The following is a 24,880-nucleotide window of genomic DNA, read 5'->3' on the forward strand; positions in this document are numbered from 1 at the left end:
GTCCTCTACAAAGGAGGCGACGACGCCACGTACGGAGGGTCCGATGAGCCGTTACCCGCATCTGTTGAATCCGCTCGACCTGGGCTTCACCACCCTGCCCAACCGGGTGCTCATGGGCTCCATGCACGTGGGGTTGGAGGAGGCCGAGAACGGGTTCGAGCGCATGGCGGAGTTCTATGCCGCCCGGGCGCGTGGGGGAGTCGGGCTCATCGTCACCGGCGGCATCGCGCCCAACGACGAGGGGCGGCCGTACGAGGGCGGTGCCAAGCTCACCACCGACGCGGAGGCCGAGCGGCATGCCGTCGTCACCGAGGCCGTCCACCGCGCGGGCGGGAAGATCGCGATGCAGATCCTGCACTTCGGGCGGTACGCCTACCATCAGGACCTCGTCGCCCCCAGCCCCGTCCAGGCGCCGATCAGCCCCTTCACGCCCCGCGAGCTCACCGACGCCGACGTCGAGCGGACCATCGACGACTACGCCCGCGCCGCCCGGCTGGCCCGGCAGGCGGGGTACGACGGCGTGGAGATCATGGGCTCCGAGGGCTATCTGATCAACGAGTTCATCGCCGCGCAGACCAACCACCGCACGGACCGCTGGGGCGGCTCGTACGAGAACCGCATGCGTTTCCCCGTGGAGATCGTCCGGCGCGTGCGCGAGGCGGTCGGCGAGGACTTCATCATCGTCTACCGGCTGTCCATGCTGGACCTGGTCCCGGGCGGCTCCACGCTCGACGAGGTCGTCACCCTCGCCAAGGCCGTCGAGGCCGCGGGAGCGACGATCATCAACACCGGCATCGGCTGGCACGAGGCCCGGATCCCCACCATCGCCACCTCGGTCCCGCGCGGCGCGTACACCTGGGTCACCAAGAGGCTGATGGGCGAGGTGTCCGTCCCGCTGGTGACCACCAACCGCATCAACACCCCGGAACTCGCCGAGGAGTTGCTCGCCGACGGCTGTGCAGACATGGTGTCCGTGGCCCGCCCGATGCTTGCCGACCCCGACTTCGTCGCCAAGGCCGCCGCCGGGAGGCCGGAGGCCATCAACACCTGCATCGGCTGCAACCAGGCCTGCCTGGACCACACCTTCAGCGGAAAGATCACCTCCTGCCTGGTCAACCCGCGCGCCTGCCACGAGACCGAACTGGTCCTTTCCCCGACCCGGCGGCGCAAGCGCGTCGCCGTCGTGGGCGCCGGTCCGGCCGGCCTCGCGTGCGCGGTCTCCGCCGCCGAACGCGGCCACCAGGTCACTCTGTTCGACGCCGCTAGCGAGATCGGCGGTCAGCTCAACGTGGCCCGCAAGGTCCCCGGCAAGCAGGAGTTCGACGAGACGCTGCGCTACTTCCGCCACCAGCTCGACGCCCACGGAGTCGACGTACGGCTCGACACCTGGGTGAGTGCCGAAGACCTTGCCGACCACGACGAGGTCGTCGTCGCCACCGGCGTCACCCCCCGCACCCCCGACATCCCCGGCGCCGACCACCCCCGCGTCCTCGGCTACCTCGACGTCCTGAGCGACGGCGCCCCCGTCGGCGACCGGGTCGCGATCCTCGGCGCGGGCGGCATCGGCTTCGACGTGGCCGAGTACCTCACCGACGGCGGCGACAAGGCCAGCGAGGACCCGGCGACGTACTTTCGCGCCTGGGGTGTCGACATGGACTACCGGGCGCCCGGCGGACTGACGGCGCCGCAGCGGCCCGCGCCGCCGCGCACCGTCCACCTGCTCCAGCGCAAGACGACCAAGGTCGGCGCCGGTCTCGGCAAGACCACGGGCTGGATCCACCGCACGGAACTCAAGCACCGTGGCGTCACGATGGTGCCCGGCGTGCGCTACGACCGGATCGACGACGCCGGGCTGCACGTCACCGTCGGCGAGGAGAGCACCGTCCTCGAGGTCGACACCATCGTGCTGTGCACCGGGCAGGAGCCGCTCCGGGACCTGTACGACGCGCTCGTCGCCGCGGGCCGCAGCGCGCACCTCATCGGCGGCGCCGACGTCGCGGCCGAACTGGACGCCAAACGTGCCATCAAGCAGGGCACGGAGCTGGCGGCGACGCTCTAGACGCGCGACGGGCGGCGTCCCGCGCGTCCCTAGGATGAGTCCATGTCACTCCCGCACGCGATCCTCACCGCCCTGCTCGAGAAGCCGTCGTCGGGGCTGGAGCTGACCCGTCGCTTCGACAAGTCGATCGGCTACTTCTGGTCGGCGACGCATCAGCAGATCTATCGCGAGCTGGGAAGGCTTGAGGCCGACGGGCTGATCCGCACCCTGCCGTCCGAGCAGCCGGCCCGCGGGCAGAAGAAGAGCTACGAAGTCCTGCCCGCGGGCCGCGCCGAACTGGCCCGCTGGACCGCCGCGTCCCAGGACCCGAAGCCGCTGCGGGACGCGCTGCTGCTCAGGCTGCGCGCCGCGGCGGTCGTCGGCACGACCGGCCTCGAGCCCGACCTGCGCCGCCATCTCGACCTGCACCGGCGGCAGTTGGCGGAGTACGAGGCGATCGAACAGCGCGACTTCACGCCGGACAGGGACAGTCCCGAGGACCGCCTGAGGCACCTGGTCCTGCGCGCCGGCATCGACCTGGAGACCTTCTGGACGCAGTGGCTCACGCACGCGCTGAAGGAGTTCGAGGAGGCGGCCGGGGGAGAGGGGTAGAGCCGTGGACCCGGCCGTCGGAGTCTGTACGGCTTCGGCCGTCAGAGCCGGTACGGCTTGGACCGTCGCTTCCGCACGTACCAGCCCGTGGCGATCACCCCCGTGCCGACCAGCGCCGCGCCGATGCCCAGCGTGAGCGGGCCGTAGTCGCGCGCGGCGCCGCCGAGGCCGCCCATGACGCCGCGGGACGGTGAGGATGCCGGCGCCGGGATGGACGTCGAGGAGATCGTCGGGGCGGAGGGGGTGGAGACGATGACGGACTGCGTGCCCGCGGTGTTGCCGTTGGAGCAGACGACGACCACGGTGTACGTGCCCGGGCTGGTGTTGGACCAGGCGGCCGACTGACTGACCGTCGTGCCCGCGAGCGCCGTCTGCCGTCCCTGGGCGAAGTTCGTCTGGCCGTTGCTCAGCAGGGAGGCATTGCCCCAGCTGCCGTTGTTCTGGGCGCACGCGCTGGTGACCACCGAGACGGTGGACCCGGACGTGCTCACCGAGATGCCCGTCGCGGCGCCGGACGGACCGGCCAGACCGATCGGCAGCGCCGCGGCCGCCAGCACCGGGCTGGAGCGGAGGAGGAGTCGAGTAGTGCGCATTTAGGTGCCCTCCAGCGGCACGGTTGGCGGTACGTCCCATGCGCCGCCGAGGGTCGGGAAACGTCCGTGCTGCCTCAGGGGAAGCCAATGTTCCCGCGGCCCGTCCCGCATGCGTACCGCCCCCGGTCAGGTGACGTGTTGCGCCGTCCGGGGGAACCCGGAGGCCTCTCACGAACCCGCGCCCGTGGTCACCTTCCGCTCCGCCGAGAACCCGCCCCAGGTGCCGTCCGGCAGCCTGGCCCGGATCCGCACCCGATGCCCCTCCCCGGCCTCCCGGCCCACGTAGAAGCTGTACGTCGCCCGGCCGCGCGGCGGTGTGCCGCCCCACACCAGGGAGGTGGCGGGGGCACCGTCGAGCTGGATCCGGTACTCCGTGATCACGCCCTCCGTGCGTGGCGGGAGCCAGGACAGGTCGATGTAGTACGCCCCGGCGGCGCGGTGCGTCGTGGCGCGGAACCCGGTGGGGGCGGTGTCCCGGCCGTCGTCGGTGCCCGGCGTGGTGAGCCGGACCGGGGCGCTCGCGGGCGAGAGGTTGTCGGCCGCGTCCCGGGCCCGGACGCTGAAGACGTAGCGCGTGCCGGGGCGCAGCCCGGTGACCACCGTCGCGGTCTGTGCCCCGCCCACATTGTGGATCTTCGTCGTGCCCTGGTAGATGTCGTACGACGACACGACCCGGTCGTCCGTCGACGCGGCCCACGACAACTGCACCGCCCGACTGCCGACGGCCCGCCCTTCCGGCCCGAGGGGGCGGGTCGGCGGCGAGCCGTCCGCCGCGACCGCCGCCGGTGTCGTCGCCCGTACCTCCCGGCTGGGCGGGCCGAGACGCCCGTCGGTGTCGCGGGCGCGCACGGTGAAGACATACACGGTGGACGGCCTGAGCCTGGTGACGTCCACCATGTGTTCCGAACCGGGCACTTCCCCGACCTTTGTGGTGCCGCGATATACCTCGTACCCGCGGATGCCGGGCCCGGCGGTCAGTGCGTTCCACATGACGTGCACGCTCGCCGCGCTTCCGGCCGCGGCCGTGACACCCGTCGGCGCGCCGGGCATCCGCCCGGTCTCACCCTCCGCAGCCCCTCCCCACCCGCAGGCGGCGACCAGCACCAGGGCCGCGAGACCCGGCACGCGGGACAACCGGACGCGTCGCACGGCTCTGCCTCCCCGGGGACGGCCCACCGTAATGGTCCGGACCAATATGGACCGGTTGGTGCGAGCACATCAAGAGGGCCGCATTGGTGACCATCGGACAGAGTTACGTATGCTGATGCACCTAACGGCTGAACTCGCCGAGAGGGCAGGGGAGTTCATGCCTGTCGCGCGGAACGCTGTCGTCGCTGATCCCGCGCCGACGGGGGCGGCCGGGGTGACCTGAGCCGACACGAGCTCAGGCCCCCGGCCCCTTTGGATAGTTGACGGGGCATCAGAAGCCGTCCCGTCGTGTCCAGAAGGCCGGCCTCACACCTTCCGGTACGTGTACGCCTCCGCGGCCGCCGCCTCGACCGCGTCCAGGTCGGCGCCCGTGGACGCCGTGACCACCGCGGCCACCGCCCCCTCGACGAACGGGGCGTCCACCAGGCGGGTGCCGTCCGGGAGTTCGTCGCCCTCGGCCAGCAGCGCCTTGACGGTGAGCACCGCGCTGCCCAGATCCGTGAGGACGGCGACCCCCACGCCCCGGTCCACGGCCGCGGCCGCGGCGGAGATCATCTCGGCGCTCGTACCGAGCCCGCCGCCCTCCGTACCGCCCGCCGGGGCGACGGGCACCGCCGTGGCGCCGCCCGCCAGGCCCTTCGCCAACTCGGCGACGGACGCGGCCACCTCGGCGCTGTGCGACACCAGCACGATCCCGACCAGCTTCTCGTCACTCACCTGCGGCCTCCACGAGTCCCGCGATCAGCAGCGCGGAGGAGGTCGCGCCCGGATCCTGGTGGCCGATGCTCCGCTCGCCGAGATAGCTCGCCCGGCCCTTGCGGGCCTGCAGCGGGATCGTGGCCAGGGCGCCCTCCTCGGCGGCGGTCCGCGCGGCGGCGAAGCCGTCGGCCAGCGCGTCGACGGCCGGTACCAGGGCGTCGATCATGGTCTTGTCGCCGGGCGCGGCTCCGCCGAGCGCCATGACCCCGTCCACGCCCGCCCTGAGCGCCTCGGCGAGCTGCTCCTCGCCGACCTCGGCCGCATCGCCGAGTGCCTTGCCCGTGCGACGCAGCAGCGTCCCGTACAGTGGCCCGGACGCGCCGCCCACCGTCGAGATGAGCTGCCGTCCGGCGAGCATGAGGACGGCACCCGGAGTCTCGGGTGCCTCCTTCTCCAGTGTGGCCGTCACGGCCTTGAACCCGCGTTGCATGTTGCTGCCGTGGTCGGCGTCCCCGATGGCCGAGTCGAGGGCGGTGAGCCGCTCCGCCTCGCGGTCCACGGACGCGGCGGTCGCGGCCATCCAGCGGCGGAAGAAGTCGGCGTCGAGCACTGGATCTCCTTGCATGGTAGGTACGTTGATCACGTCTGCCGTCGTGTCACATCCCCCAGCGCAGACCCGGTGTCTTCACCGGCGCGTCCCACAGCCGCAGCAACTCCTCGTCCACCTGGCACAGGGTGACCGAGGCGCCCGCCATGTCGAGGGAGGTGACGTAGTTGCCGACGAGGGTGCGGGCGACGGTCACCCCGCGTTGGCCGAGCACCCGCTGCACCTCGGCGTTGAAGCCGTACAGCTCCAGCAGCGGGGTGGCGCCCATGCCGTTGACCAGCACGAGGACGGGGCTGCGCGGAGGCATGTCGTCCAGGATGGCGCTCACCGCGAAGTCGGCGATCTCGCCGGAGGTCATCATCGCCCGCCGCTCGCGCCCCGGCTCGCCGTGGATGCCGATGCCCAACTCCAGCTCGCCGGGCGGCAGATCGAAGGTGGGACTGCCCTTGGCCGGGGTGGTGACGGCGCTGAGCGCGACGCCGAAGCTGCGTGAGTTCTCGTTGACCTGGCGCCCGATCGACTCCACCCGCTCCAGCGGCTGCCCCTCTGCCGCCGCGGCGCCGGCGATCTTCTCCACGAACAGCGTGGCGCCCGTGCCGCGCCGCCCGGCCGTGTAGAGGCTGTCGGTGACCGCCACGTCGTCGTTGACGAGGACCTTCGCGACCTGGATGCCCTCGTCCTCGGCGAGCTCGGCCGCCATGCCGAAGTTGAGCACGTCACCGGTGTAGTTCTTCACGATGAACAGCACGCCCGCCCCGCTGTCCACGGCGGCCGCGGCACGCGCCATCTGGTCGGGCACCGGCGAGGTGAACACCTCGCCCGGACAGGCGGCCGAGAGCATCCCGGGACCCACGAAACCGCCGTGCAGGGGCTCGTGTCCCGATCCGCCGCCGGAGATGAGCGCGACCTGCCCGGCCACGGGCGCGTCCCGTCGCACGATCACCCGGTTCTCGACGTCGACGGTCAGCTCGGGATGAGCGGCCGCCATACCGCGCAGCGCGTCCGCCACCACGGTCTCCGGGACGTTGATGAGCATTTTCATGGGTACCTCCTGGCCGGCCTGGCAGGTCTACCTAAAATCGCCCGACATACGCTGCTGAACGTTGTCGCAGCCCACTCTCGGAAGTATCGGCGCTCGAGCAGCACCGGTCACGTGGGCGGACGTTTCGGGATCCGCGCGGGAGCGCTCCTACGATGCGACGGTCGAAGCCGGTCGGCTCAGGGCGCGGTGGCACGGTGCGGCCCCGCTCAGGCCCGGGCGGCCGCCTGCGCGCGCGGCTTGCGGACCGGGTGCCCGCTCATCACGGACAGCCGGTTGAAGGCGTTGATCGTGATCGCCACCCAGATCACGGCGGAGATCTCGTCGTCGTCGAACACCCCACGGGCGACGTCGTAGGCGACGTCCTGCGCGGCGCCGTGCGCGGGAGCGGTGGTCGCCTCTGCGAGTTCGAGCGCCGCGCGCTCCCGGGGCGTGAACACGTCCGTGTCCCGCCAGGCCGCCAGGACGCCGAGGCGCTGCGTGGTCTCACCCCCGCGCAGCGCCGAGCGGGTGTGGACGTCGAGACAGAAGGCGCAGCCGTTGATCTGCGAGACACGGAGGTTGACCAGTTCGACGAGGGCGTGGTCCAGGCCGGCGTCCGCGGCCGTCGCGCGCACTGCCTCGGAGGTCTGCACCAGGGCGTCGTAGGCCTTGGGGCTCTGCTTGTCGATGAAGACCCGGCGGTTCCTCGGGTCCGTCGTCGCGTCGCTCACTCCGGGTCTCCTCGTGATCATGGCGATGTCTGTCGCACCGTGCAGTTCGGTCGGTGGTGGCCTATGATCCCAATATGATAGTTGATGCATCAACCATGCCTCGCGCGGGAGGTGGCGAGCGGTGAGCAACGTCGAAACGGAACCGGCCGAGGTGCGTTGCCCGGCGTCGGTGGACGACGGGCACGGGGGCGCCGTACCGGACGTGGAGGTGCTGACCGCGCGTGACGTGCCGTTGGGCGGTCCGCGGGCGATGACGGTACGGCGCACCCTGCCGCAGCGGCAGCGCTCGCTGATCGGCGCCTGGTGCTTCGCGGACCACTACGGTCCCGACGACGTGGGCGAGACGGGCGGCATGCACGTTCCGCCGCATCCGCACACGGGACTGCAGACGGTGTCCTGGCTCTTCAGCGGGGAGATCGAACACCGCGACAGCCTGGGCAGCCACGCGTACGTGCGGCCGGGTGCGATCAACCTCATGACGGGTGGGTACGGCATCAGCCACTCGGAGGTGTCGACGCCGGGGACCACCGTCCTGCACGGGGCGCAGCTGTGGGTGGCGCTGCCCGAGGAGCACCGGAACGCGCCGCGCGACTTCCAGACCTATGTGCCCGAGCCGGTCCGGGTGGACGGCGCCGAGATCAGGGTCTTCCTGGGGACGCTGGCCGGGGACACCTCCCCGGTCCGGACCTTCACGCCCCTGCTCGGAGCGGAACTCCTCCTCGACCCGGGCGCCGGCGTCACTCTCGGTGTGGAGCCCGGCTTCGAGCACGGCGTCCTCGTCGACCAGGGGACCGTCCGCCTGGCCGAAACTCCCGTACAGCGTGCGGAGTTGGGGTACGTCGGCCCCGGCCACACCACCCTCACGCTCACGAACGAGACCGCTGACACCGCGCGTGTCCTGCTGCTCGGCGGAACGCCGTTCGGCGAGGAGATCGTCATGTGGTGGAACTTCATCGGCCGCAGTCACGACGACATCGTCCGGGCGCGGGAGGAATGGGCGGCGGCCTCCGAGCGCTTCGGCGCCGTCGAGGGGTACGACGGTGACCGCCTGCCGGCCCCGGAACTGCCGAACGCCCAGATCAGGCCCCGCGGAAACCCGCCCCTGCGCTGAACGGCTCGAACACGTTCACCTACGCATGAAAGGCACGTCATGACAGAGATCACCCCCGCTCCGGTCGTGGAGCACGACGACGCCCGGCATCGCTACACCATCGCGGTCGACGGCAAGGCGGCCGGGCTCACCGCCTACCGTGACCGGGGCGACCAGCGGGTCTTCTTCCACACCGAGATCGACGACGCATTCGCCGGTCAGGGGCTGGCCTCGGTCCTCGTCACTCAGGCCCTCACGGACGTGCGCGAGAGCGGCAAGCGCATCGTTCCCGTCTGCCCCTACGTGGCGAAGTACCTCACGAAGCACCACGAGTTCGAGGACATCACCGACCCGGTCACGCCCCAGGTCCTGCAGTGGCTGGAAACCGAACTGGCCTCCTGACCACCGGCCCGCGAGCCCGGCCCCGGACCCCGGCGCCGGGCGCCGCGCTCTCTAGTTGACTTGTCTACTAATTGGCTAAACTTGGCTTCATGATGGAGACACCACGTTGGCTGACGGCCGAGGAGCAGCAGGCCTGGCGTGGCTTCGTGCGCATGCATGACCGGCTCCTGCTCCGGCTGGGCCGCGCGCTCCAGGCGGACTCGGGGCTCTCCTTCGCCGACTACGGGGTTCTCGTCGAGCTGACCGACGTACCCGCCGGGCGCCGGCGCTTCCAGGAGCTCGCGCGGGCGGTCGAGTGGGAGAAGAGCCGTATGTCCCATCACATCGCCCGGATGGCGAAGCGCGGCCTGGTGTTCCGGGAGGAGTGCCCGGACGACGGCCGCGGGGCCTTTGTGGTCATCACTCCCGCCGGCCGTGAGGCACTGGAGGCCGCCGCTCCCCGCCATGTGGCGGCCGTGCGCGGGGCCTTCATCGACCATCTGAGCCCCGAGGAGATCCGTGTGCTCGCGGACGTCTCACAGCGCGTTCTCGACGAACTGGGCGAGTAGGCCGACGGCGTACAGGTCGACGCACACAAGATGACCGGCCCGGCGTCCGCCGGGATCCTGGTGGGGAGAGACACACCATGTGTCACTCCGGTGAGGAGAGCGATGACCAAGACGCAGGGCGACGCGCAGCCGGACCGTTCGGCCATCGAGGCGGAGCGGGGGCGCATCAGGGAGAAGCAACTGCGGCCGAGCGGTGAGCGACCCGCCTCGTCCGCCCGGGGCCTGCACCACACCGCGCTGATCAGCAGCGACGTGGAACGCACCATCGAGTTCTACCAGGGGGTGCTGGAGTTCCCGCTGACGGAGCTGATCGAGAACCGCGACTACCCGGGGTCCTCGCACTTCTTCTTCGACATCGGCAACAACAACCTGCTCGCCTTCTTCGACTTCCCCGGGCTTGACGTGGGCCCGTACGCCGAGGTCCTGGGCGGCCTGCACCACGTGGCGATCTCGGTCGAGCCCGACCGCTGGCGCCAGCTGGTCGCCAACCTCGACCGGGCCGGCGTCGACCACACGGTGCACAGCGAGGTCTCGGTCTACTTCCGGGACCCCGACGGAGCCCGCATCGAACTCATCGCCGATCCGCTCGGCGAGATGTACGGCAACCAGGTGCTCTGAGAGACGCGACTGCCCCCTGCCGTCGTCCGGCAGGGGGCAGTCGGTGTGACCGTCGGCCTTACGGCGTCAGGCGGCGAGGCCGTTCTTGAGAGCGGCGGCCACCTGCACCACGCGCTGCGCCTGGTGGCGGGCGGCGTTGCGGGTCTGGTCGCCGATCGGGTTGTTGCCCTGGGCGTCGACGTGCGAGGTGCCGTAGGGGTTGCCGTCGACGAACTTGACCGGGTCGGTGTATCCGGGGGACACGACCAGGCCACCGAAGTGGTGGATCGAGTTGTACAGGGCCAGCAGGGTGGACTCCTGGCCGCCGTGGGTGGTGGCAGTGGTGACGAAGCCGCTGTAGACCTTGTTGGCCAGCTTGCCCTGCGCCCACAGGCCACCGAGCGTGTCGATGAACTGCTTGAGCTGCGAGGAGATGTTGCCGAAGCGGGTGGGGGTACCGAAGACCACCGCGTCGGCCCACTCGACGTCGGCCGCGGTGGCGACCGGGATGCCGGCGCTGGCGGCGGCGTGCGCGGCCCAGGCCTCGTTGGAGGCGATGGCGCCCTCGGGAGCGAGCTCGGCGGCCTTGAGGAGACGGACCTCGGCGCCCGCCTTCTCGGCGGTCTCGGCGATCTCCTTGGCGATCTCGGCGCTGAAGCCGGTGGAGGAGTAGTAGATGACGGCCAGCTTGACGGACGTGCTCATGTCTCGGGTCTCCGTTGAGAGTGCGGGGAGCGGGGGCGATCGGCGGATCGCGCCGCGCGCGTTGACACAACGTTGTTGAACACTAAACCGAACAAGTTGATGCGTCAACTAGGCCGGGCGAGTTGTCCCAGCCAGGGATCCCGTCGCCGAGGCAATAGGGCCGGCGGCGCGCGAAGTCGACGTACGCGTCGACCGCGAACCGCACGCCAGGAACTGCGAGGCGCTCGTCCGGCACCTTCTCGCGGCCGAGCCCGACGGCCTGGGCGAGACTCAGCCACTGCCCGGCGCGGTGTCGGTGCCCTCGTGATCTCCCCCGGGAGGTGGTGCCGCGGTCCACGGCCGGCGCGGTCGGGAGCACCCGTTACCGGCTAGGCTCCGGGCATGCGGATCTCCGTCTCCTCGGACATGGACGAACCCGTCGCCCGCTCTCTCGTGGCGGAGTTGCGCCGGCGCGGGCACGAGGTGCGCGCGTACGGCGCGCTGGAACCCGGGACGGACCCGCAGTGGGCGTTCTGCTCCGAGGCGGCGGCCCGGGACGTGGCCGCCGGAACGGCCGACCAGGCCATCGTGTGCTGCTGGACCGGTACGGGCGCCTCGATCGCCGCGAACAAGGTGCCCGGCGTACGGGCGGCGCTGTGCGCGGACGCTTACACGGCCGACGGCGCACGCCGCTGGAACGACGCCAACGTGCTGGCGCTCAGTCTTCGCCTGACGTCGGAACCGCTCCTCGGCGAGATCCTGGACGCCTGGTTCGCGGCGACAGCCGGCGAGGACGCCGAGGACCGGCGCAACGTCGCGCACCTCGCCGCGCTGGATGCCGGCGAGGTGCACAAGGCGCCGGGTTCGCGGAGCTGAACCGACCAGGGGCCGGTGTCAGTGGGCGCCGAGGCCCCCGCCGCCGAACGAGCCGCTCGAGCCCTTGCTCCAGCGCGGCCGGTCCTTGGACGTGCTGGGGCGGGTCTGCTGGTTGCTCAGCTCGTACGGAGTGAGCGGGCGCTCGCCCTTGGGGATCTTGGGCACCTCTTCGGACTCCCGGTTCTCCCGGATCTCGTGTACCGCGCCCTCGGCAGGCAGGTGCGGCTGCTCCTCGGGGCGTGGCCGCAGCGGCTCGCGGAACCTGATGCGCGAACCCAGCCAGAAGCTCCCGGCGAGCATCGCCAGGACGGCCATGGCCACCACGAAGAGCACAAGACTGAACAGACCGCTCGCCGCAGCGAGCTGCATGGATGCGGTACTCATAGCACTGGGATACCCCACCCAGAACGGGGCGAACCGGACACTTTCCGTGACCGCCGGTCGACAACATGCTACCCCCGAACCGGGTTTGATCCGCGTGCACCCGGCTACTCGGCCCCCGTGGCCTCGACGACCTCCCAGCAGGACCTCTACCGGTTCCTGGAGGACCGCTTCGCCTGCGCGCAGGCGTGCGCCGAGTGTGCCCGCGTGTGCGTGCTGCGGGCGAGTCTCCTGGATCCGGAGGGCGGTGAGGGACAGGAGCGGGTGCGTCGGCAGGGGATCATGTGCGCCGAGGTGTGCGACGTGACGTGCCGGCTGCTGTCCGAGCAGAACTGCCAGGACGAGTCCGGTGTCCGCGTCCAACTGGAGTGGTGTCGTACGGTCTGCCTCGACTGCGCCCGGGCCTACGGCGGTCGGCCCGGCGCCGACGAGGTCCTGGCGATCTGCCGGTCCTGCGCGCGGGCCTGTGACGACTTCCTCGCGTCGCTCGACTGACTTCCGACGACTTTCCCACGGCGCGCCATTCCCAATTTCTGTAACACGTTCTACGGTGTGCGCCGTCAGGACCGGGAATCGGGAGCCTGGAGGCGCCGTGCACCTCGACCACACGCCCGAGCAGCAGCGGCTGCGCACCGAACTGCGCGCCTACTTCGCCGAGTTGGTACCGGACAACGCCTACGCCCGGTACGCCGACGCGGCCGCCCAGAAGCGGTTCTACCGCGACACCGTGCGGCGGCTCGGCACGGATGGCCGGCTGGGCGTCGGCTGGCCCAAGGAGTACGGCGGGCGCGGTCTGACGGCGATGGAGCAGTTCATCTTCTTCGACGAGGCCGCGCAGGCCGGCGTACCGCTGCCGCTGATGGCCCTGAACACGGTCGGCCCGACGATCATGCGGTTCGGCACCGAGGAACAGAAGGCGTACTTCCTGCCACGGATCCTCTCCGGCGAGATCGACTTCGCGATCGGCTACAGCGAGCCCGACGCGGGCACGGACCTGGCGTCCCTGAAGACGCGCGCCGTACGGGACGGGGACACGTACGTCGTCAACGGGCAGAAGATCTGGACCACCAACGGCGACACCGCGGACTGGGTGTGGTTGGCGGTCCGTACCGACCCGGACGCCCCTCCCCACAAGGGCATCACCATGCTCCTGGTGCCGACCTCCGACCCCGGCTACTCCTGCACGCTCATCACCACCCTCGCCTCGCACGACACGACGGCCAGTTACTACGAGAACGTGCGCGTGCCCGTCTCCCGCCGCGTCGGCGCCGAGAACCAGGGCTGGCGGCTGATCACCAACCAGCTCAACCACGAACGCGTCACCCTCGCCGCGCACGGCACCATGGCCATTCGTGCCCTGCACGACGTCCAGCGCTGGGCGATGGAGACCAAGCTCGCCGACGGCCGCCGAGTGGCCGACCTGCCCTGGGTGCGCCGCCGCCTCGCCCAGACCCACACCCGACTGGACGCGCTGAAGCTCCTCAACTGGCAGATGGTCAGCGCCGTCCAGGAGGGCACGCTCACCCCGCAGGACGCCTCCGCCGTCAAGGTGTACGGCTCCGAGGCCCGCCGGGACGCCTACGGCTGGCTGATGGAGATCGTCGCCGCCGCGGGCCCGCTCAAGGAGGGTTCGGCGGGCGCGGTCCTCCACGGCGAACTGGAACGCGGCTACCGCTCGGCGGTGATCTTCACCTTCGGCGGCGGCAACAACGAGATCCAGCGCGAGATCATCTCGTGGATCGGGCTGGGGATGCCACGGGTGCGGCGGTAACGGCGCCTATGACCGAGTTTTGTACGCAAGGCGCATTGCAGGGCGACCAGTCGGGCGGCAGGTCCGGGCTCAGCCGGCAGTACGGAGGCGAGGTAGTTGAGCATCTCGCGTACCCGGGTCTGTCTGTCCAGGCCTCCAGGGCTGCGGTGATTTCGACAGGTGTCCGCAGGTGCTGACGGCGCTGTCGCAGCGTTGATGAACGTGTCGGGAACGACGGACGCTTGCGACGTGGCGGCGGCGCAGGCCGTGCACGCGTCTGCGAGGCGCCATAGCCTTCCGCCTCACTCGCGTGCGAGTACGAGCCGGATGGGCCCACCGCAGCCTCGATGGCACCCCGAGCGCTGCCCGACCGCCGCCCGGGTGGGCGCGGCGGCGGGCGAAGCCCACGGTGGCGCGTACAGCCCGGCGCACGCCTACGAGTTCGGCCTGCGCCGGGTACTGGACGGCCTGGCGGCCCTGATCGAGGGCCGCTAGTACTCAGCCATAGACTGTGATCTTCATGCCTGATTCGCGGCTTGTCGGCTGTAGTGACTGGCCTGGGCGCGGGATTGGTGGCGGCGTGGCCAGTTGGACCAGCCGAGCCGGTGTGCTGTGTCGTGGACCGGCCGAATGACGAGCGTCCTCGACGTCTACGCCTGCCACTACAACGGCCATCGCCCCCACCAGGCTGGGGGCAACGACCTCCACTTGCCGACAACCCGGCCATGCTGTGTACCGATCTGCGTACCGCGCGGCTGCTCCCACGCACCCGCGTCCCGGGCGGGCTGATCAACGAGTACGGGTATGCCGCTTGACCGGCCGCGATGAGTTTCTGATTGACCGGCCGCGATGAGTTTCTGAACGGCACAGGATTTCGGAAGGGCAGCCGAGGGTGCCGTCGAAGCGAGAAACAGTGGTTTCGCAAGTGGTGGGTGGACGGCTGTCTGGTTAGCGTGATGGACGTGGCACGGATCGTGATCGTGGAGGACGACGCCGCCATCGGACCCAAACTCGCGGCCTTGCTGCGGACCCTCGGCCATGACACCGAGTGGTGTCAGGACGGCAAGTCCGCGCTGACCAGGACCACCGGAGGCGCCGTCGATCTGGTGCTGCTGGACCTGGGGCTACCGGACGTGGACGGCTTTGAACTGTGTCAGCGGCTGCGGGACCGCTTGCCCGGCGCGGTAGTGGTGGTGCTGACCGCCCGGACCGACGAGATGGACGTCATCCAGGCACTGGAGTCGGGTGCGGATGACTATCTGACCAAGCCGTTCCGGCTGGCCGAACTGCAGGCCCGTGTCACAGCGCACCTGCGGCGCGCCGCGGACGGAAGCGGAGTGGCGGAGGCACGCATCACACATGGCGAGTTGGTGATCGACCGCGCGGCGCGGCGCTGTCTGACGCCGAAGGGTGAGGTGGAATTGCGGCCGAAGGAATTCGACCTGCTGACGGTGTTGGCCGCCTCGCCGGGGCAGGCGGTGAGCCGAGAGGAACTGATGAGCCGGGTCTGGGACGAGAACTGGTTCGGCTCGACCAAGACTCTCGATGTGCATGTCGCGGCGTTGCGGCGCAAGCTGGGCGACCTGGTGCACATCACGACGCTGCGGCACTTCGGCTACCGCCTCGAAGTCCCACCGGAGAGCTGAGGTGCGCAGTCGGATCCTGCGCGCCACGGTCGTGGCGGTGGTGTGTGCCGTGCTGTTGTTCGCCGTCCCGCTGGCGGTGGCGGTGCTGCGCCTGTACCGGCAGGACGAGATCGGCGAACTGGAGCGGATCGCCAACCGTACCGCGCTCACCGCTCCGACGTTCGTACCGGATTTCAATCCTCGGGAGTTGCCGCGCGTGGGGCCCGGCACGCAACTCGCGGTGTACGACACCGCCGCTCACTTGGTCACCGGTTCGGGGCCGGATGCCGGTGACGCTCTGGTGCGAGCGGCGCTGAGGGGCTCTGTGCAGTCCGGCCAGACGGGCGGGAGACTCGTCGTGGCGGTGCCGGTGGGTTCTGCGGAGCGGGTGCGGGGGGCAGTCCGGGTCAGCCGCACGGCCACGTGGCCATCGCACCGGGCCGTGCTCACATGGCTGGGTATGGGCGGGCTGGCAGCGGTAGCGGTCGCAGCGGCGGCTCTGGTGTCGCTGCGGTCCAGCAGACGTCTGGCCCAGCCGTTGGAGGCGCTGGCGGCCACCGCGCGCCGCTTTGAGAACGGCGATCTGACCGCACGGGCTGCGCCGTGTGGGCTGCCGGAGGCCGATGAGGTCGGAACCGCTCTGAATCGTGCCGCTGAGCGACTCGACCGGCTCTTGCAGCGGGAGCGTGCGTTCAGCGCCGATGCATCTCATCAGCTGCGGACGGCGCTCGCCCGCACACGCCTGGAACTGGAGAGCGAACTCGCCGCCGGCTCACCCTTCGACCCGCGCGCCGCAATACGGGCGGCGCTGGAGTCACTGGACCGCATGACGACCACCATTGACGACTTGCTGGCCCTGGCGCGAGACGTACCGGAACGGGCTCCGCTCGACGTCGCTGCCCTGCTTGCGGAGACCCGAAGGAGGTGGCGGGGCGACCTGGAGGCGGCGGGCCGCTCGCTGCAGGTCGTCGTCGAGGACGACTTGCCTGCCGCGGTCGGCTCGCGGCAAGCCGCTCGCCAGGTGCTCGATGTGCTCCTGGCCAACGCAGCGACCCATGGCCGGGGAGCGGTGACCGTACGGGCCAGGGATGCCAACGGGGTGCTTGCCGTCGATGTCGAGGATCAGGGGCCGGGCCTGCCCGAGGATCAGGACGTCTTCGCCCGCCGTCCCGCAGGAGAGGAGCACGGCATCGGGCTGACGCTGGCCCGTTCACTGGTGGAGGCCGAGGGGGGACGGTTGTTCGTCTCCCGTCGGGCCCCGCGTCCCTGCTTCACCTGGCTCATCGCCGCGACGACAGGCCCTGAAGCCCTCGGATCCCGTCCCGACCATACTCCGAAGGAGTGACGGGAGCGGCACTGCACGGTAAGACCTGCGTACGCCGCCGCCATTCGGGTGCAGTCGGCAGCCGTTCAAGCCTTAACCGCTGCCTAGCCTTCCGCGCAGCGGACGCTAACCCCGTTCTTCTTAACGTGGTGATTGTCGATGGAACCCGGACCGACTGGGCGCCGCCGACCGGTCGTCGGGCAGCAAGCCACGAATTTGCTGTGCTAGGAGACGGTGGCGATGACAGAACAGGCGGAACTCTCCCTGGTTGACGGGGTCGGCACTGCTGCTAAGAGTCCGTCGGGCAGTGACCGTGCATGGTCCCGTGTTCGGCTCCTGAGCCAGTGCTTCGAGCGCGCCTGTGACGCGAACCCGTCGAGCACGGCCGTGGTGTGCGGCGCGGAGCGTGTCAGCTACTCGGAGCTCGACCGGCGGGCGAATCGTCTGTGCCGGTTCCTCCTGGCGCGTGGGGTGGCGCCGGGCGACCGGGTCGGCATTCTGCTGGACCGGTCGATGGACATCTACATGGCACTTCTCGCGGTGATCAAGTCCGGAGCGACCTATGTGCCGCTCGATCCGGCTTTCCCGGCCGACCGCCTGGAGTTCATCGCGCGGGACTCGGCGCTGCGAGAACTCGTGACGGCGTCGGCCTTCGCCGACCGCACCGGGCGTGTGCCCTGCGCTGTTCTGGACCTCGATCACGCGGGGGACCAGTTGGCCGCGCTACCGGACACCAGACCGGGTGTCGGGGTCGACTCATCGTCGGCGTGCTACGTCGTCTACACCTCGGGTACGACCGGCCGCCCGAAAGGAGTAGCCGTCTCCCATGCGAGCGTGGTCAACTTCCTGCGGGTGGTCACCCCGATCTACCGCATCGACTGCGAGGATCGGGTCTACCAGGGCCTGTCGATCGCCTTCGACTTCGCGCTCGAGGAGATCTGGCCTGCGTGGATCGCGGGAGCCACGCTGGTGGCGGGGTCGGCTGGGGGCCGGATCGCCGGGCCCGACCTCGGCTCTTTCCTGACCGAGCACGAGATCACAGTGCTGTGCTGCGTGCCCACCCTGCTCACCACTCTCGAACCGGACCTGCCCCATCTGCGCACCCTGCTCCTGAGCGGAGAAGCCTGCCCCGCCGACCTGGTGAACCGCTGGTGGCGCCCGGACTTGCGCATCCTCAATGCCTACGGTCCGACCGAGACCACGGTCACCGCCACCTGCAGTGAGCCGGACCCGCACCGGCCCGTGACCATCGGCACCCCACTGCCCACGTATCGGGTCTACCTCCTCGACGAGGCACTGCACGCGGTCCCCGAGGGGGAGCCCGGAGAGATCTGCATCGGCGGCCCCGGCGTGGCCATCGGTTATGTCAACCGCCCCGACCTCACCGCGGAACGGTTCATCCCCAATCCGATCACGAGGGATCGCGCGGAAGCCCCCCGGATCTACCGCACGGGAGATCGCGGCCGCCGCACCACGACCGGCGAGCTCGAATATCTGGGCCGCGTCGACACCCAGGTGAAGATCCGCGGCTACCGCATCGAACTCGCCGAGATCGAGGAGGTACTGCGCGAGGACGAGGCAGTCGAGAACGCCGTCGTCACCCCGCTGGAGCGCCAAGGCAGCGCAGAGAATCTCGTCGGCTACATCACCCTCGACGACACGTCGGACGCCGTGTCCGAAGAGGACCTGCGCGAGCGTCTGCGTGCACGGTTGCAGCGCAGACTCCCCGGCTACATGGTCCCCGCCTTCGTCGAGGTCCTTTCTGCGTTCCCCCTGCTGGCCGCGGACAAGGTCGACCGTGCGGCGCTGCCGGCCCCGGTCTCGCCGCCGCTCGCCCGGCACTCGCGACCGCGCATCAACCCTGTGACACCGCTGCAGCGGCGGCTGGCCGCGTTGTGGGCTGAGGTTCTCGATTGCCGCGAGGTCTCCCTGGAGCACGACTTCTTCTGTGATCTGGGGGGTCACTCCATGACCGCCGCCCGTCTGATCTCTCGGATGCGGCTGGACCCGCAGCTCCAGCAGGTGGCCATGAGAGATCTGTACGACCACCCCACCCTCGAGAGCCTGGCTTCCTTCGTGGAGACGGCCCGCGCCACGGAGCCGACAGCCGAGCGAGCCGCCTCGGAGGCTGCCCCGGCTCCCCTCCACCACTCCACGTTCCGGGTGATGGCCTGCGGTGCGGCACAGATCACCGGACTGTACCTGTGGTTGTTCCTCCCCAGCCTCGCCATGGTCGTGCTGCTCTATCGGTTGTTCCGTTCGTGGCACGTCCTGCAGCCGACCTCCACAGCCGGACTTTTGGGCCACCTCGTCCAGATGCCGGTCTCGACGTTCACGTTGCTGGAGGCGGGGTGGCTGGCGATCACCCTGTTCGTGCTGCCGTTGCCGGTGAGCCGACTGCTGCTGGCCGGCGTGCGCCCTGGGCGCTATCCCCTGTGGGGTGTCACGTATTGGCGCTTCTGGCTGCAGAGCAAGGTGCTCGCGCTAACACCGCTACGGCTGCTGGCCGGTTCCCCGCTGCTTGCTCCGTGCTTGCGGCTGCTCGGCGCTCGTGTCGGCCGGAACTGCCACCTTCAGGCGGTTCTCGCACCTCCCAGCCTGCTCGAGATCGGCGAGGGGACGAGCATCGGTTACGGGGCCCGGCTGCAGACCTACGTGGTCGAGGCCGGCTGGCTGCGGTTGGGGACGGTCCGGATCGGCTCGGAGTGCTTCGTCGGCACCAACAGTGTGGTACTGCCCGGCGCCGTGATCGGTGACGGCGCCAGTGTCGGCGAGCAGTCGCTCGTGCCCGAGGACCACGTCGTGCCGCCGGGTGAGCACTGGGCCGGCGCCCCGGTGACCCGTCAGGAGGCCGCGCCGGCGCTGCTCCGGGACATGGAGGGCCAGGCCGACGACCGGCCGTGGCCGCCTTGGGTACTCGCCGGGCACGTCGCGGGCGCGCTGATGCTCGTGCTGGCGCCGGTGCTGATCTTCGGATGCGCCTCGGCGTTGGTCGAGTACTCCGCATGGCGGTACGGCTTCGGACCGGCCGTTGCATCGGCTGCGGTGGCCGGAGCACTGGTCCCCTTGGCCACCTGTGCGTTCGTCTTGGTGGTCAAGCGCCTCGTGATGCCGGTGGCACACGCCGGGATCCATCGGGAGCGCGGTGGTTTCGGGCTCCGCAAGTGGGTCAGCGACGGCCTGATGATCATCAGTCTGACCGCGACCCAGGCGTTGTACTCGACGCTGTATCTCGTCCCGTTCCTGCGTGCCACGGGCGCGCGGACGGGACGGTGGGCCGAGGTGGCGACCGTGAACTTCGTCGACCCCGACATGCTCGTCGTCGGCGACGGCAGCTTCCTTGCGGATGCCAGCGTCGTGGGGCCGGCGGTCTTCCACCGGGGCCGAACCGCCCTGGCGCCCGCGGAGATCGGACAGCGGAGCTTCGTCGGAAACGGCGCGCTCGTGCCGGGTTCGTGCCGCCTCGGAGACAACAGCCTCCTCGGCGTCCATTCGCTGGCGCCGGCCAGGCCGGCCGATCCGGAAACCACCTGGCTGGGCTCCCCGGCGATCTTCCTGCCCCGCCGGGAGGCCAGCCAGGACTTCCCCTCGAAGCTGACCTACGCACCGACCAGAGGTCTGATCGCCGCGCGTCTGGCCATCGAGTACTTCCGCGTCACTCTCCCGGCGACCATCAGCGCCTTGAGTGTCCTCGGCGTTCTGTTCGCCGCGCTGCACCTGGTCAGGAACCTTTCACCCGCCGTGGTGATGCTGCTCGGCCCCGCGCTGTTCCTAGGAGCCGCCCTCGGATGCACCCTCGCCGCCGTGGCGGTCAAGTGGTCGGTCGTCGGCCGGTACCGGCCGCGCGTCGAGCCGTTGTGGAGCGTCTGGGTGCGGCGCACGGAGCTGGTCACCGGCCTGTACGAGAACCTCGTGGTGCCGGTGCTGGTGAATCTCCTCACCGGTACGCCCTGGATGGCCGTGATCATGCGTCTGTTCGGTGCCGACATCGGACGGCGGGTCTGGCTGACCACCACTTTCATGACCGAGTTCGACCTGGTCCACGTGGGCGACGACGCCGCCGTCGGAGAGTTCACCTCGTTGCAGACCCACTTGTTCGAGGACCGGGTGATGAAGATGGACCGGGTCACGGTCGGCGCGGGCAGCTCGGTCGGCATCCGTTCCGTCGTGCTCTACCACGCGAGGGTCGGAGCCGACGCATCCCTGGACGCGCTGTCCCTGGTGATGAAGGGCGAGCGTCTGCCCGACGGCACCCGCTGGCGGGGCATCCCCGCCGCACCCCGCCACGACCGCGGACCAGCCGGCAGCCCCGGCCCTGTTCGCGTCCCCCAGCATGCGAATGAGGCACCCCATGACATCGTCACCGCACACCGGAACGCCCCGGTCGGTACGGCCGCACGTCACCGGTGACCTGCCCGGTCCCCGCTCCGCGGCGCTGCTGGCGCGCCAGGAACAGTGGGAGTCACGGGCCCGCACCTACCCCCGTAGTCTGCCCGTCGCACTCGCCAAGGGGTGGGGAAGCTTTGTCCAGGATGTCGACGGGAACGTCTTCATCGACTTCCTCGCCGGCGCCGGCGTGCTCTCGCTGGGGCACAGCCACCCTGAGGTCGTCCGGAGCGTGGCCCAGCAACTTGACTGTCTCAGTCACGGCCTGGACTTCCCCACACCGGTCAAGGACGCCTTCACCCAGGCCCAGCTGTCCATGCTGGCGCCCGGCCTGCGCACGAGGATGAAGGTGCACTTCTGTGGGCCGACCGGGGCCAACGCCGTGGAGGCCGCGATCAAGCTTTGCAAGACGGCCACCGGCCGCGGCGGTGTCATCGCCTTCCACGGAGGGTTCCACGGCAGCACGCACGCGGCCATGGCTGTCAGCGGGCTGGTGTCCCAGAAGGCTCCCGTCCCCGACGGCATGCCCGGCGTCCACTTCTTCCCCTACGGCTCCCTCGGCCCTTACCCCGCGGGTCCGGCCTGTGACAGCGGCCCGGCAGAATGCGCCGAGTATCTGAACCGCGCCCTCACCGACGGGCTCGGTGGGATTCCGTTGCCCGCGGCGGTGATCCTGGAGGTGGTGCAGGGTGAAGGCGGCGTGGTCATCGCGCATCCCGAATTTCTGCGGCGCGTACGGGAACTCACGCGCGCCCTGGGCGTTCCCCTGATCGTCGACGAGGTGCAGACCGGCTGTGGGCGCACGGGAACCTGGTTCGCCTTCGAACAGTACGGCATCGAGCCGGACGTGATCGTGGTGTCCAAGGCCCTGACCGGCATCGGCATCCCGGCCGCGATCCTGCTGTACAACAGCGTGCTGGACACCTGGGCCCCCGGTGCCCATATCGGCACCTTCCGCGGCAACCAGTTGGCCTTCGCCGCCGGCGTCGAGACCATCCGCATCATCCGGCGGGACGACGTCCTGGGGAACGTACGACGCAGGGGCGAGCAGGTCGCGAGCAGGCTCGCCGAACTCCTCTCCAACCCCTGGGTCCGTGACGTGCGAGGGCGCGGCCTGATGTGGGGCATCGAGCTCGCCCATCCCGGCAGCGGCCGACCCGCCGCCCAGCTCGCGGCAGCCGTACAGGCCCACGCACTGCGGCACGGCCTCATCGTCGAACGCGGCGGGCGCGAGGACGCCGTCATCCGCATCCTGCCCCCGCTCAATGTCACCGCGGATGTGATCGACACAGCCTGCGCGATCCTCTTGGACGCCATCCACGTGAGCAGCTCACAAGCGCTCGCCGGATCCGATCGGACCACGCCCGGCGCCTCTCCCCTCGATGACGGATCGCACAACTGAGGAGGCCCGGAAGCCGTGGCTCTCATCATCCAGAAATACGGTGGGTCCTCGATACCGACCATCGAGAGGATCAAGGGCGTCGCCCGACGCGTCGTAGCGGCCCGCACCCAGGGTCAGGACGTCGTGGTGGTGATGTCCGCCATGGGCGGCACCACAGATGAACTCCTGCGGCGTGCGAGGGACATCGCCGCCGACCCGCCCCCGCGCGAACTGGACGCTCTGCTGGCGACGGGCGAGCAGGCCTCCAACGCGCTGACCGCGATGGCCATTCAAGCGCTCGGTGCCGGGGCGTGCTCCTTCACCGGCTGGCAGGCCGGCGTGATGACGTCCCCGGCGCACGGCGAGGCCGACATCATCGACGTCCAGCCGTACCGGATCCGGCGCGCCCTCGATCGCGGTGTCATCCCGCTGGTCGCCGGGTTCCAGGGGCTGAGCCGCGAGAACGCCGAAGTGACCACGGTCGGCCGCGGCGGATCCGACACCACCGCGGTCGCACTGGCCGCCGCGCTCGAGGCCGATATCTGCGAGATCTACACCGACGTCAGCGGGGTGTACACCGCCGACCCGAAAGTCGTACCGGAAGCCGAGCTCTTGGACCACCTCACTCATCAGCAGATGCGGGAGATGGCCGCCGGCGGCGCGAAGGTTCTGGCACTGCCCAGTGTGGACTACGCCGGTAGGCACGCGGTGACTCTCCACGTCCGGTCCTCCTACCACGACCGTCCCGGGACCGTCGTGTCCGGCGAGCCCGGCATCACGGCACACCGCCCGCCGGTCATCTCGGTCACCCACGACCCATGCGTCGCGACAGTCACCCTGCCAGGCGTCCCCGAGCCGATCGCAGCGGCCCAGGCAGTCCGCGAGGCCATGGCCGCCGCTGGCATCCATGCCGCCGAGCTCCGCACCGCGCCGGCATCGGACGGACGGCGCGCCGACATCACCTTGGCCCTGCCGCGGACCGCCACGGACACCGGACTGTGCGCACTGCGTACACATCGCACAAAGATCGGATACGAGCACATCATGTGCGACAGCCAGGCCGCCACGGCCTCGCTCGTCGGGTCGGGCCTGTCCGGTTGCCCTGGAATTGCCGCCATGCTGCGCAGGACGCTGACCCAGATCGGCGTGCCCTACACGCCCATCACCGTGACGGACACGCGGATCTCGCTCCTGTGCCCTCCGTCCCGCCTGTTCGACGCCGTTCGCGCACTGCACAGCGCGTTCGTCGCCGGGCCCGTCTGTCCGCCTCTCTCACCACCGATTCCAAGGGTGGGCGTCCCCCTCGCCCTGCAACCGTGAGTCAACGGCCACAGGTGCACCCATCGATGTTCCTCGCGACGTGGCGCACGATGCGCGGATCGTCCAGCCTGCGCGGCCGAGTTGTTGGGCTTTGATCAGGAGGAGTACGGCGGTCCGCTCAGTTGTCCGGGCAGAGGTGATCGGCTTGTCACACTGGGCGCCATGCGCCGCGCAGTCCTGCGCAACGACGTCGGCCGAGGGACCTTCGGCGCGCGCTCGGTGCTCGGCCCAGACGTTGTAGACGTTGACGCCCGTGATGCCACCGACAAACTCGCACGACAGCCTGCGGTGCTCCGACCCCTTCCAGGACCCGAAGGGCGCCCAGTACCCCTGACTCGTCGAGCAGTTGACTCAGACCACCTCGAAGGAAGCGCTGGAGCCCGGCGACCGAGTCTGCGGGTGCCGATAAATCATCCGGCCTGGTCACGCGGCATGTTGGTACTCGTGGAGCGTTCCGCCGAGTCGGTCTCGTCGGCGTACCTCCAGGTGCCTGATCTGTGTTGGTTCGTTGATCGGTTGGGGGAGTGGGCGGAGCGATGCGGCTTGCTTCAGGGCTCGGTGCGGCCGTCACCTTGGCGTCAGAGCCGAGAAGCTGGACAGCCCCCTCCCAGGTGGCTTCGGCTCAGGCTGGACCGGCGATGAGCTCCGCGACCGGCTTGCGGCGGCCGGTGTAGAACGGGACCTCCTCGCGGACGTGCAGCCGGGCGTCGGAGCTGCGCAGATGGCGCATGAGGTCGACGATGCGGTACGGCTCATCTGCCTCGAAGGCCGGTAGCCACTCGTGGTCGCCGAGCGCGAAGGAGGGCACGGTGCAGAAATCTGTACCAATGTGCCATCCATCTTGCCTCCTTCGCGTTGAAGCCCGCTGATGGTTGTTGGCATCACCGCACCCATGAGGGCCGGGCCTGTCAAGGGGCGTAGACGGCCACCGCCTGCGGCCTCTCGATGGGATGCCGGGGCGTTTTCCTTGTGAGGGCTTCCTCGCGGTGTATCTGTGGGACCGCCGCCTGGGAGGGGTCCAGTTGGAGCGCCCGGAGCCCCGCGAGGAACGAGCGGGGCGAGGACG

23 protein-coding genes and 2 pseudogenes are annotated in these 24,880 nt (G+C 70.1%); 15 read left to right on the top strand and 10 right to left on the bottom strand.

The annotated features are described in order from the left end of the window. The first annotated feature begins 43 nt into the window (after window positions 1-43). The gene (locus ACFYXB_RS17975; protein WP_389583119.1) at window positions 44-2,059 is read left to right on the top strand and encodes an FAD-dependent oxidoreductase; all 2,016 of its coding nucleotides are present in this window, start codon (window positions 44-46) and stop codon (window positions 2,057-2,059) included. A gap of 42 nt (window positions 2,060-2,101) precedes the next feature. Then, entirely contained in the window at window positions 2,102-2,650 is a 549-nt protein-coding gene (locus ACFYXB_RS17980) for a PadR family transcriptional regulator (protein ID WP_351347732.1), read from the top strand. Between the two features lie 41 nt (window positions 2,651-2,691). Here ACFYXB_RS17980 and ACFYXB_RS17985 read toward each other — a convergent pair whose 3' ends face one another. The 6 genes from ACFYXB_RS17985 to ACFYXB_RS18010 form a co-directional block, all read right to left on the bottom strand. Beyond that, window positions 2,692-3,243 carry a hypothetical protein gene (locus tag ACFYXB_RS17985; protein ID WP_389583121.1) on the bottom strand — a complete coding sequence of 184 codons (552 nt, stop codon included), beginning with the start codon at window positions 3,241-3,243 and terminating at the stop codon, window positions 2,692-2,694. A gap of 168 nt (window positions 3,244-3,411) precedes the next feature. Further along, entirely contained in the window at window positions 3,412-4,392 is a 981-nt protein-coding gene (locus tag ACFYXB_RS17990) for a fibronectin type III domain-containing protein (protein ID WP_389583124.1), read from the bottom strand. A gap of 306 nt (window positions 4,393-4,698) precedes the next feature. Next, window positions 4,699-5,109: a PTS fructose transporter subunit IIA gene (locus tag ACFYXB_RS17995; protein WP_351347738.1), complete on the bottom strand. Its 411-nt coding sequence runs from the start codon at window positions 5,107-5,109 to the stop codon at window positions 4,699-4,701. Beyond that, window positions 5,102-5,701: a dihydroxyacetone kinase subunit DhaL gene (gene dhaL / locus ACFYXB_RS18000; RefSeq protein WP_389583189.1), complete on the bottom strand. Its 600-nt coding sequence runs from the start codon at window positions 5,699-5,701 to the stop codon at window positions 5,102-5,104. Before dhaL ends, ACFYXB_RS17995 begins: the two co-directional genes overlap by 8 nt. A gap of 46 nt (window positions 5,702-5,747) precedes the next feature. After that, window positions 5,748-6,740, bottom strand: a complete 993-nt coding sequence (gene dhaK, locus ACFYXB_RS18005; RefSeq protein WP_389583128.1) for a dihydroxyacetone kinase subunit DhaK — start codon at window positions 6,738-6,740, stop codon at window positions 5,748-5,750. A 206-nt stretch (window positions 6,741-6,946) separates the two neighbouring features. Continuing rightward, complete coding sequence (locus tag ACFYXB_RS18010; protein WP_389583132.1) at window positions 6,947-7,450, bottom strand: carboxymuconolactone decarboxylase family protein; 504 nt, start codon at window positions 7,448-7,450, stop codon at window positions 6,947-6,949. A gap of 121 nt (window positions 7,451-7,571) precedes the next feature. Here ACFYXB_RS18010 and ACFYXB_RS18015 point away from each other — a divergent pair, with 121 nt between their 5' ends. The 4 genes from ACFYXB_RS18015 (at window position 7,572) to ACFYXB_RS18030 (ending at window position 10,108) form a co-directional block, all read left to right on the top strand. Beyond that, a complete protein-coding gene (locus ACFYXB_RS18015) occupies window positions 7,572-8,561 on the top strand; it encodes a pirin family protein (RefSeq protein ID WP_351347744.1) in 990 nt (329 codons plus the stop codon). 39 nt (window positions 8,562-8,600) lie between these two features. Beyond that, window positions 8,601-8,942 carry a GNAT family N-acetyltransferase gene (locus ACFYXB_RS18020; protein WP_389583135.1) on the top strand — a complete coding sequence of 114 codons (342 nt, stop codon included), beginning with the start codon at window positions 8,601-8,603 and terminating at the stop codon, window positions 8,940-8,942. A gap of 89 nt (window positions 8,943-9,031) precedes the next feature. Beyond that, window positions 9,032-9,490, top strand: a complete 459-nt coding sequence (locus ACFYXB_RS18025; protein ID WP_351347748.1) for a MarR family transcriptional regulator — start codon at window positions 9,032-9,034, stop codon at window positions 9,488-9,490. A 102-nt stretch (window positions 9,491-9,592) separates the two neighbouring features. Next, window positions 9,593-10,108: a VOC family protein gene (locus ACFYXB_RS18030; protein ID WP_389583139.1), complete on the top strand. Its 516-nt coding sequence runs from the start codon at window positions 9,593-9,595 to the stop codon at window positions 10,106-10,108. Between the two features lie 66 nt (window positions 10,109-10,174). Here ACFYXB_RS18030 and wrbA read toward each other — a convergent pair whose 3' ends face one another. Then, window positions 10,175-10,792, bottom strand: coding sequence for an NAD(P)H:quinone oxidoreductase (wrbA, locus tag ACFYXB_RS18035; RefSeq protein ID WP_389583142.1), 618 nt, complete (start codon window positions 10,790-10,792; stop codon window positions 10,175-10,177). A 381-nt stretch (window positions 10,793-11,173) separates the two neighbouring features. Between wrbA and ACFYXB_RS18040 the strand changes: the two genes are divergently transcribed. Continuing rightward, window positions 11,174-11,647: an RpiB/LacA/LacB family sugar-phosphate isomerase gene (locus ACFYXB_RS18040; protein WP_389583144.1), complete on the top strand. Its 474-nt coding sequence runs from the start codon at window positions 11,174-11,176 to the stop codon at window positions 11,645-11,647. Between the two features lie 18 nt (window positions 11,648-11,665). On the opposite strand, the gene ACFYXB_RS18045 is transcribed toward ACFYXB_RS18040, so the two are convergent. Beyond that, window positions 11,666-12,031 carry a DUF6479 family protein gene (locus ACFYXB_RS18045; RefSeq protein WP_389583147.1) on the bottom strand — a complete coding sequence of 122 codons (366 nt, stop codon included), beginning with the start codon at window positions 12,029-12,031 and terminating at the stop codon, window positions 11,666-11,668. 117 nt (window positions 12,032-12,148) lie between these two features. Between ACFYXB_RS18045 and ACFYXB_RS18050 the strand changes: the two genes are divergently transcribed. Next, complete coding sequence (locus ACFYXB_RS18050; protein WP_389583149.1) at window positions 12,149-12,523, top strand: ferredoxin; 375 nt, start codon at window positions 12,149-12,151, stop codon at window positions 12,521-12,523. A gap of 97 nt (window positions 12,524-12,620) precedes the next feature. Continuing rightward, window positions 12,621-13,799, top strand: a complete 1,179-nt coding sequence (locus ACFYXB_RS18055) for an acyl-CoA dehydrogenase family protein (RefSeq protein WP_389583152.1) — start codon at window positions 12,621-12,623, stop codon at window positions 13,797-13,799. Between the two features lie 23 nt (window positions 13,800-13,822). Here the strand turns inward: ACFYXB_RS18055 and ACFYXB_RS18060 are convergent. Continuing rightward, window positions 13,823-14,128: pseudogene (locus ACFYXB_RS18060) on the bottom strand (hypothetical protein); the annotation flags it as partial. On the opposite strand from ACFYXB_RS18060, the gene ACFYXB_RS18065 reads away from it, so the two are divergent. The 6 genes from ACFYXB_RS18065 to ACFYXB_RS18090 all read left to right on the top strand — a co-directional run bounded on the left by ACFYXB_RS18065 (window position 14,106) and on the right by ACFYXB_RS18090 (window position 23,814). Next, window positions 14,106-14,273 carry a hypothetical protein gene (locus ACFYXB_RS18065; RefSeq protein WP_389583155.1) on the top strand — a complete coding sequence of 56 codons (168 nt, stop codon included), beginning with the start codon at window positions 14,106-14,108 and terminating at the stop codon, window positions 14,271-14,273. The pseudogene ACFYXB_RS18060 and the gene ACFYXB_RS18065 overlap by 23 nt on opposite strands. 341 nt (window positions 14,274-14,614) lie before the next feature. After that, window positions 14,615-15,424, top strand: a complete 810-nt coding sequence (locus ACFYXB_RS18070; RefSeq protein ID WP_389583158.1) for a response regulator transcription factor — start codon at window positions 14,615-14,617, stop codon at window positions 15,422-15,424. A 1-nt stretch (window position 15,425) separates the two neighbouring features. Next, window positions 15,426-16,748, top strand: a complete 1,323-nt coding sequence (locus tag ACFYXB_RS18075; RefSeq protein WP_389583161.1) for an ATP-binding protein — start codon at window positions 15,426-15,428, stop codon at window positions 16,746-16,748. Between the two features lie 219 nt (window positions 16,749-16,967). Continuing rightward, window positions 16,968-21,137, top strand: a complete 4,170-nt coding sequence (locus ACFYXB_RS18080) for a Pls/PosA family non-ribosomal peptide synthetase (protein WP_389583163.1) — start codon at window positions 16,968-16,970, stop codon at window positions 21,135-21,137. After that, the gene (locus tag ACFYXB_RS18085) at window positions 21,079-22,515 is read left to right on the top strand and encodes an aspartate aminotransferase family protein (protein WP_389583166.1); all 1,437 of its coding nucleotides are present in this window, start codon (window positions 21,079-21,081) and stop codon (window positions 22,513-22,515) included. The genes ACFYXB_RS18080 and ACFYXB_RS18085 overlap by 59 nt, the downstream gene beginning before the upstream one ends. A gap of 15 nt (window positions 22,516-22,530) precedes the next feature. Further along, complete coding sequence (locus ACFYXB_RS18090) at window positions 22,531-23,814, top strand: aspartate kinase (protein ID WP_389583169.1); 1,284 nt, start codon at window positions 22,531-22,533, stop codon at window positions 23,812-23,814. Window positions 23,815-24,436: 622 nt separating this feature from the next. Here ACFYXB_RS18090 and ACFYXB_RS18095 read toward each other — a convergent pair. Continuing rightward, a pseudogene (locus ACFYXB_RS18095) lies at window positions 24,437-24,625 on the bottom strand (chlorite dismutase family protein); the annotation flags it as partial. Between the last annotated feature and the right edge of the window lie 255 nt (window positions 24,626-24,880).

Origin of the sequence: Streptomyces sp. NPDC002619 (assembly GCF_042889305.1) — a bacterium.
Lineage (GTDB): Bacteria > Actinomycetota > Actinomycetes > Streptomycetales > Streptomycetaceae > Streptomyces.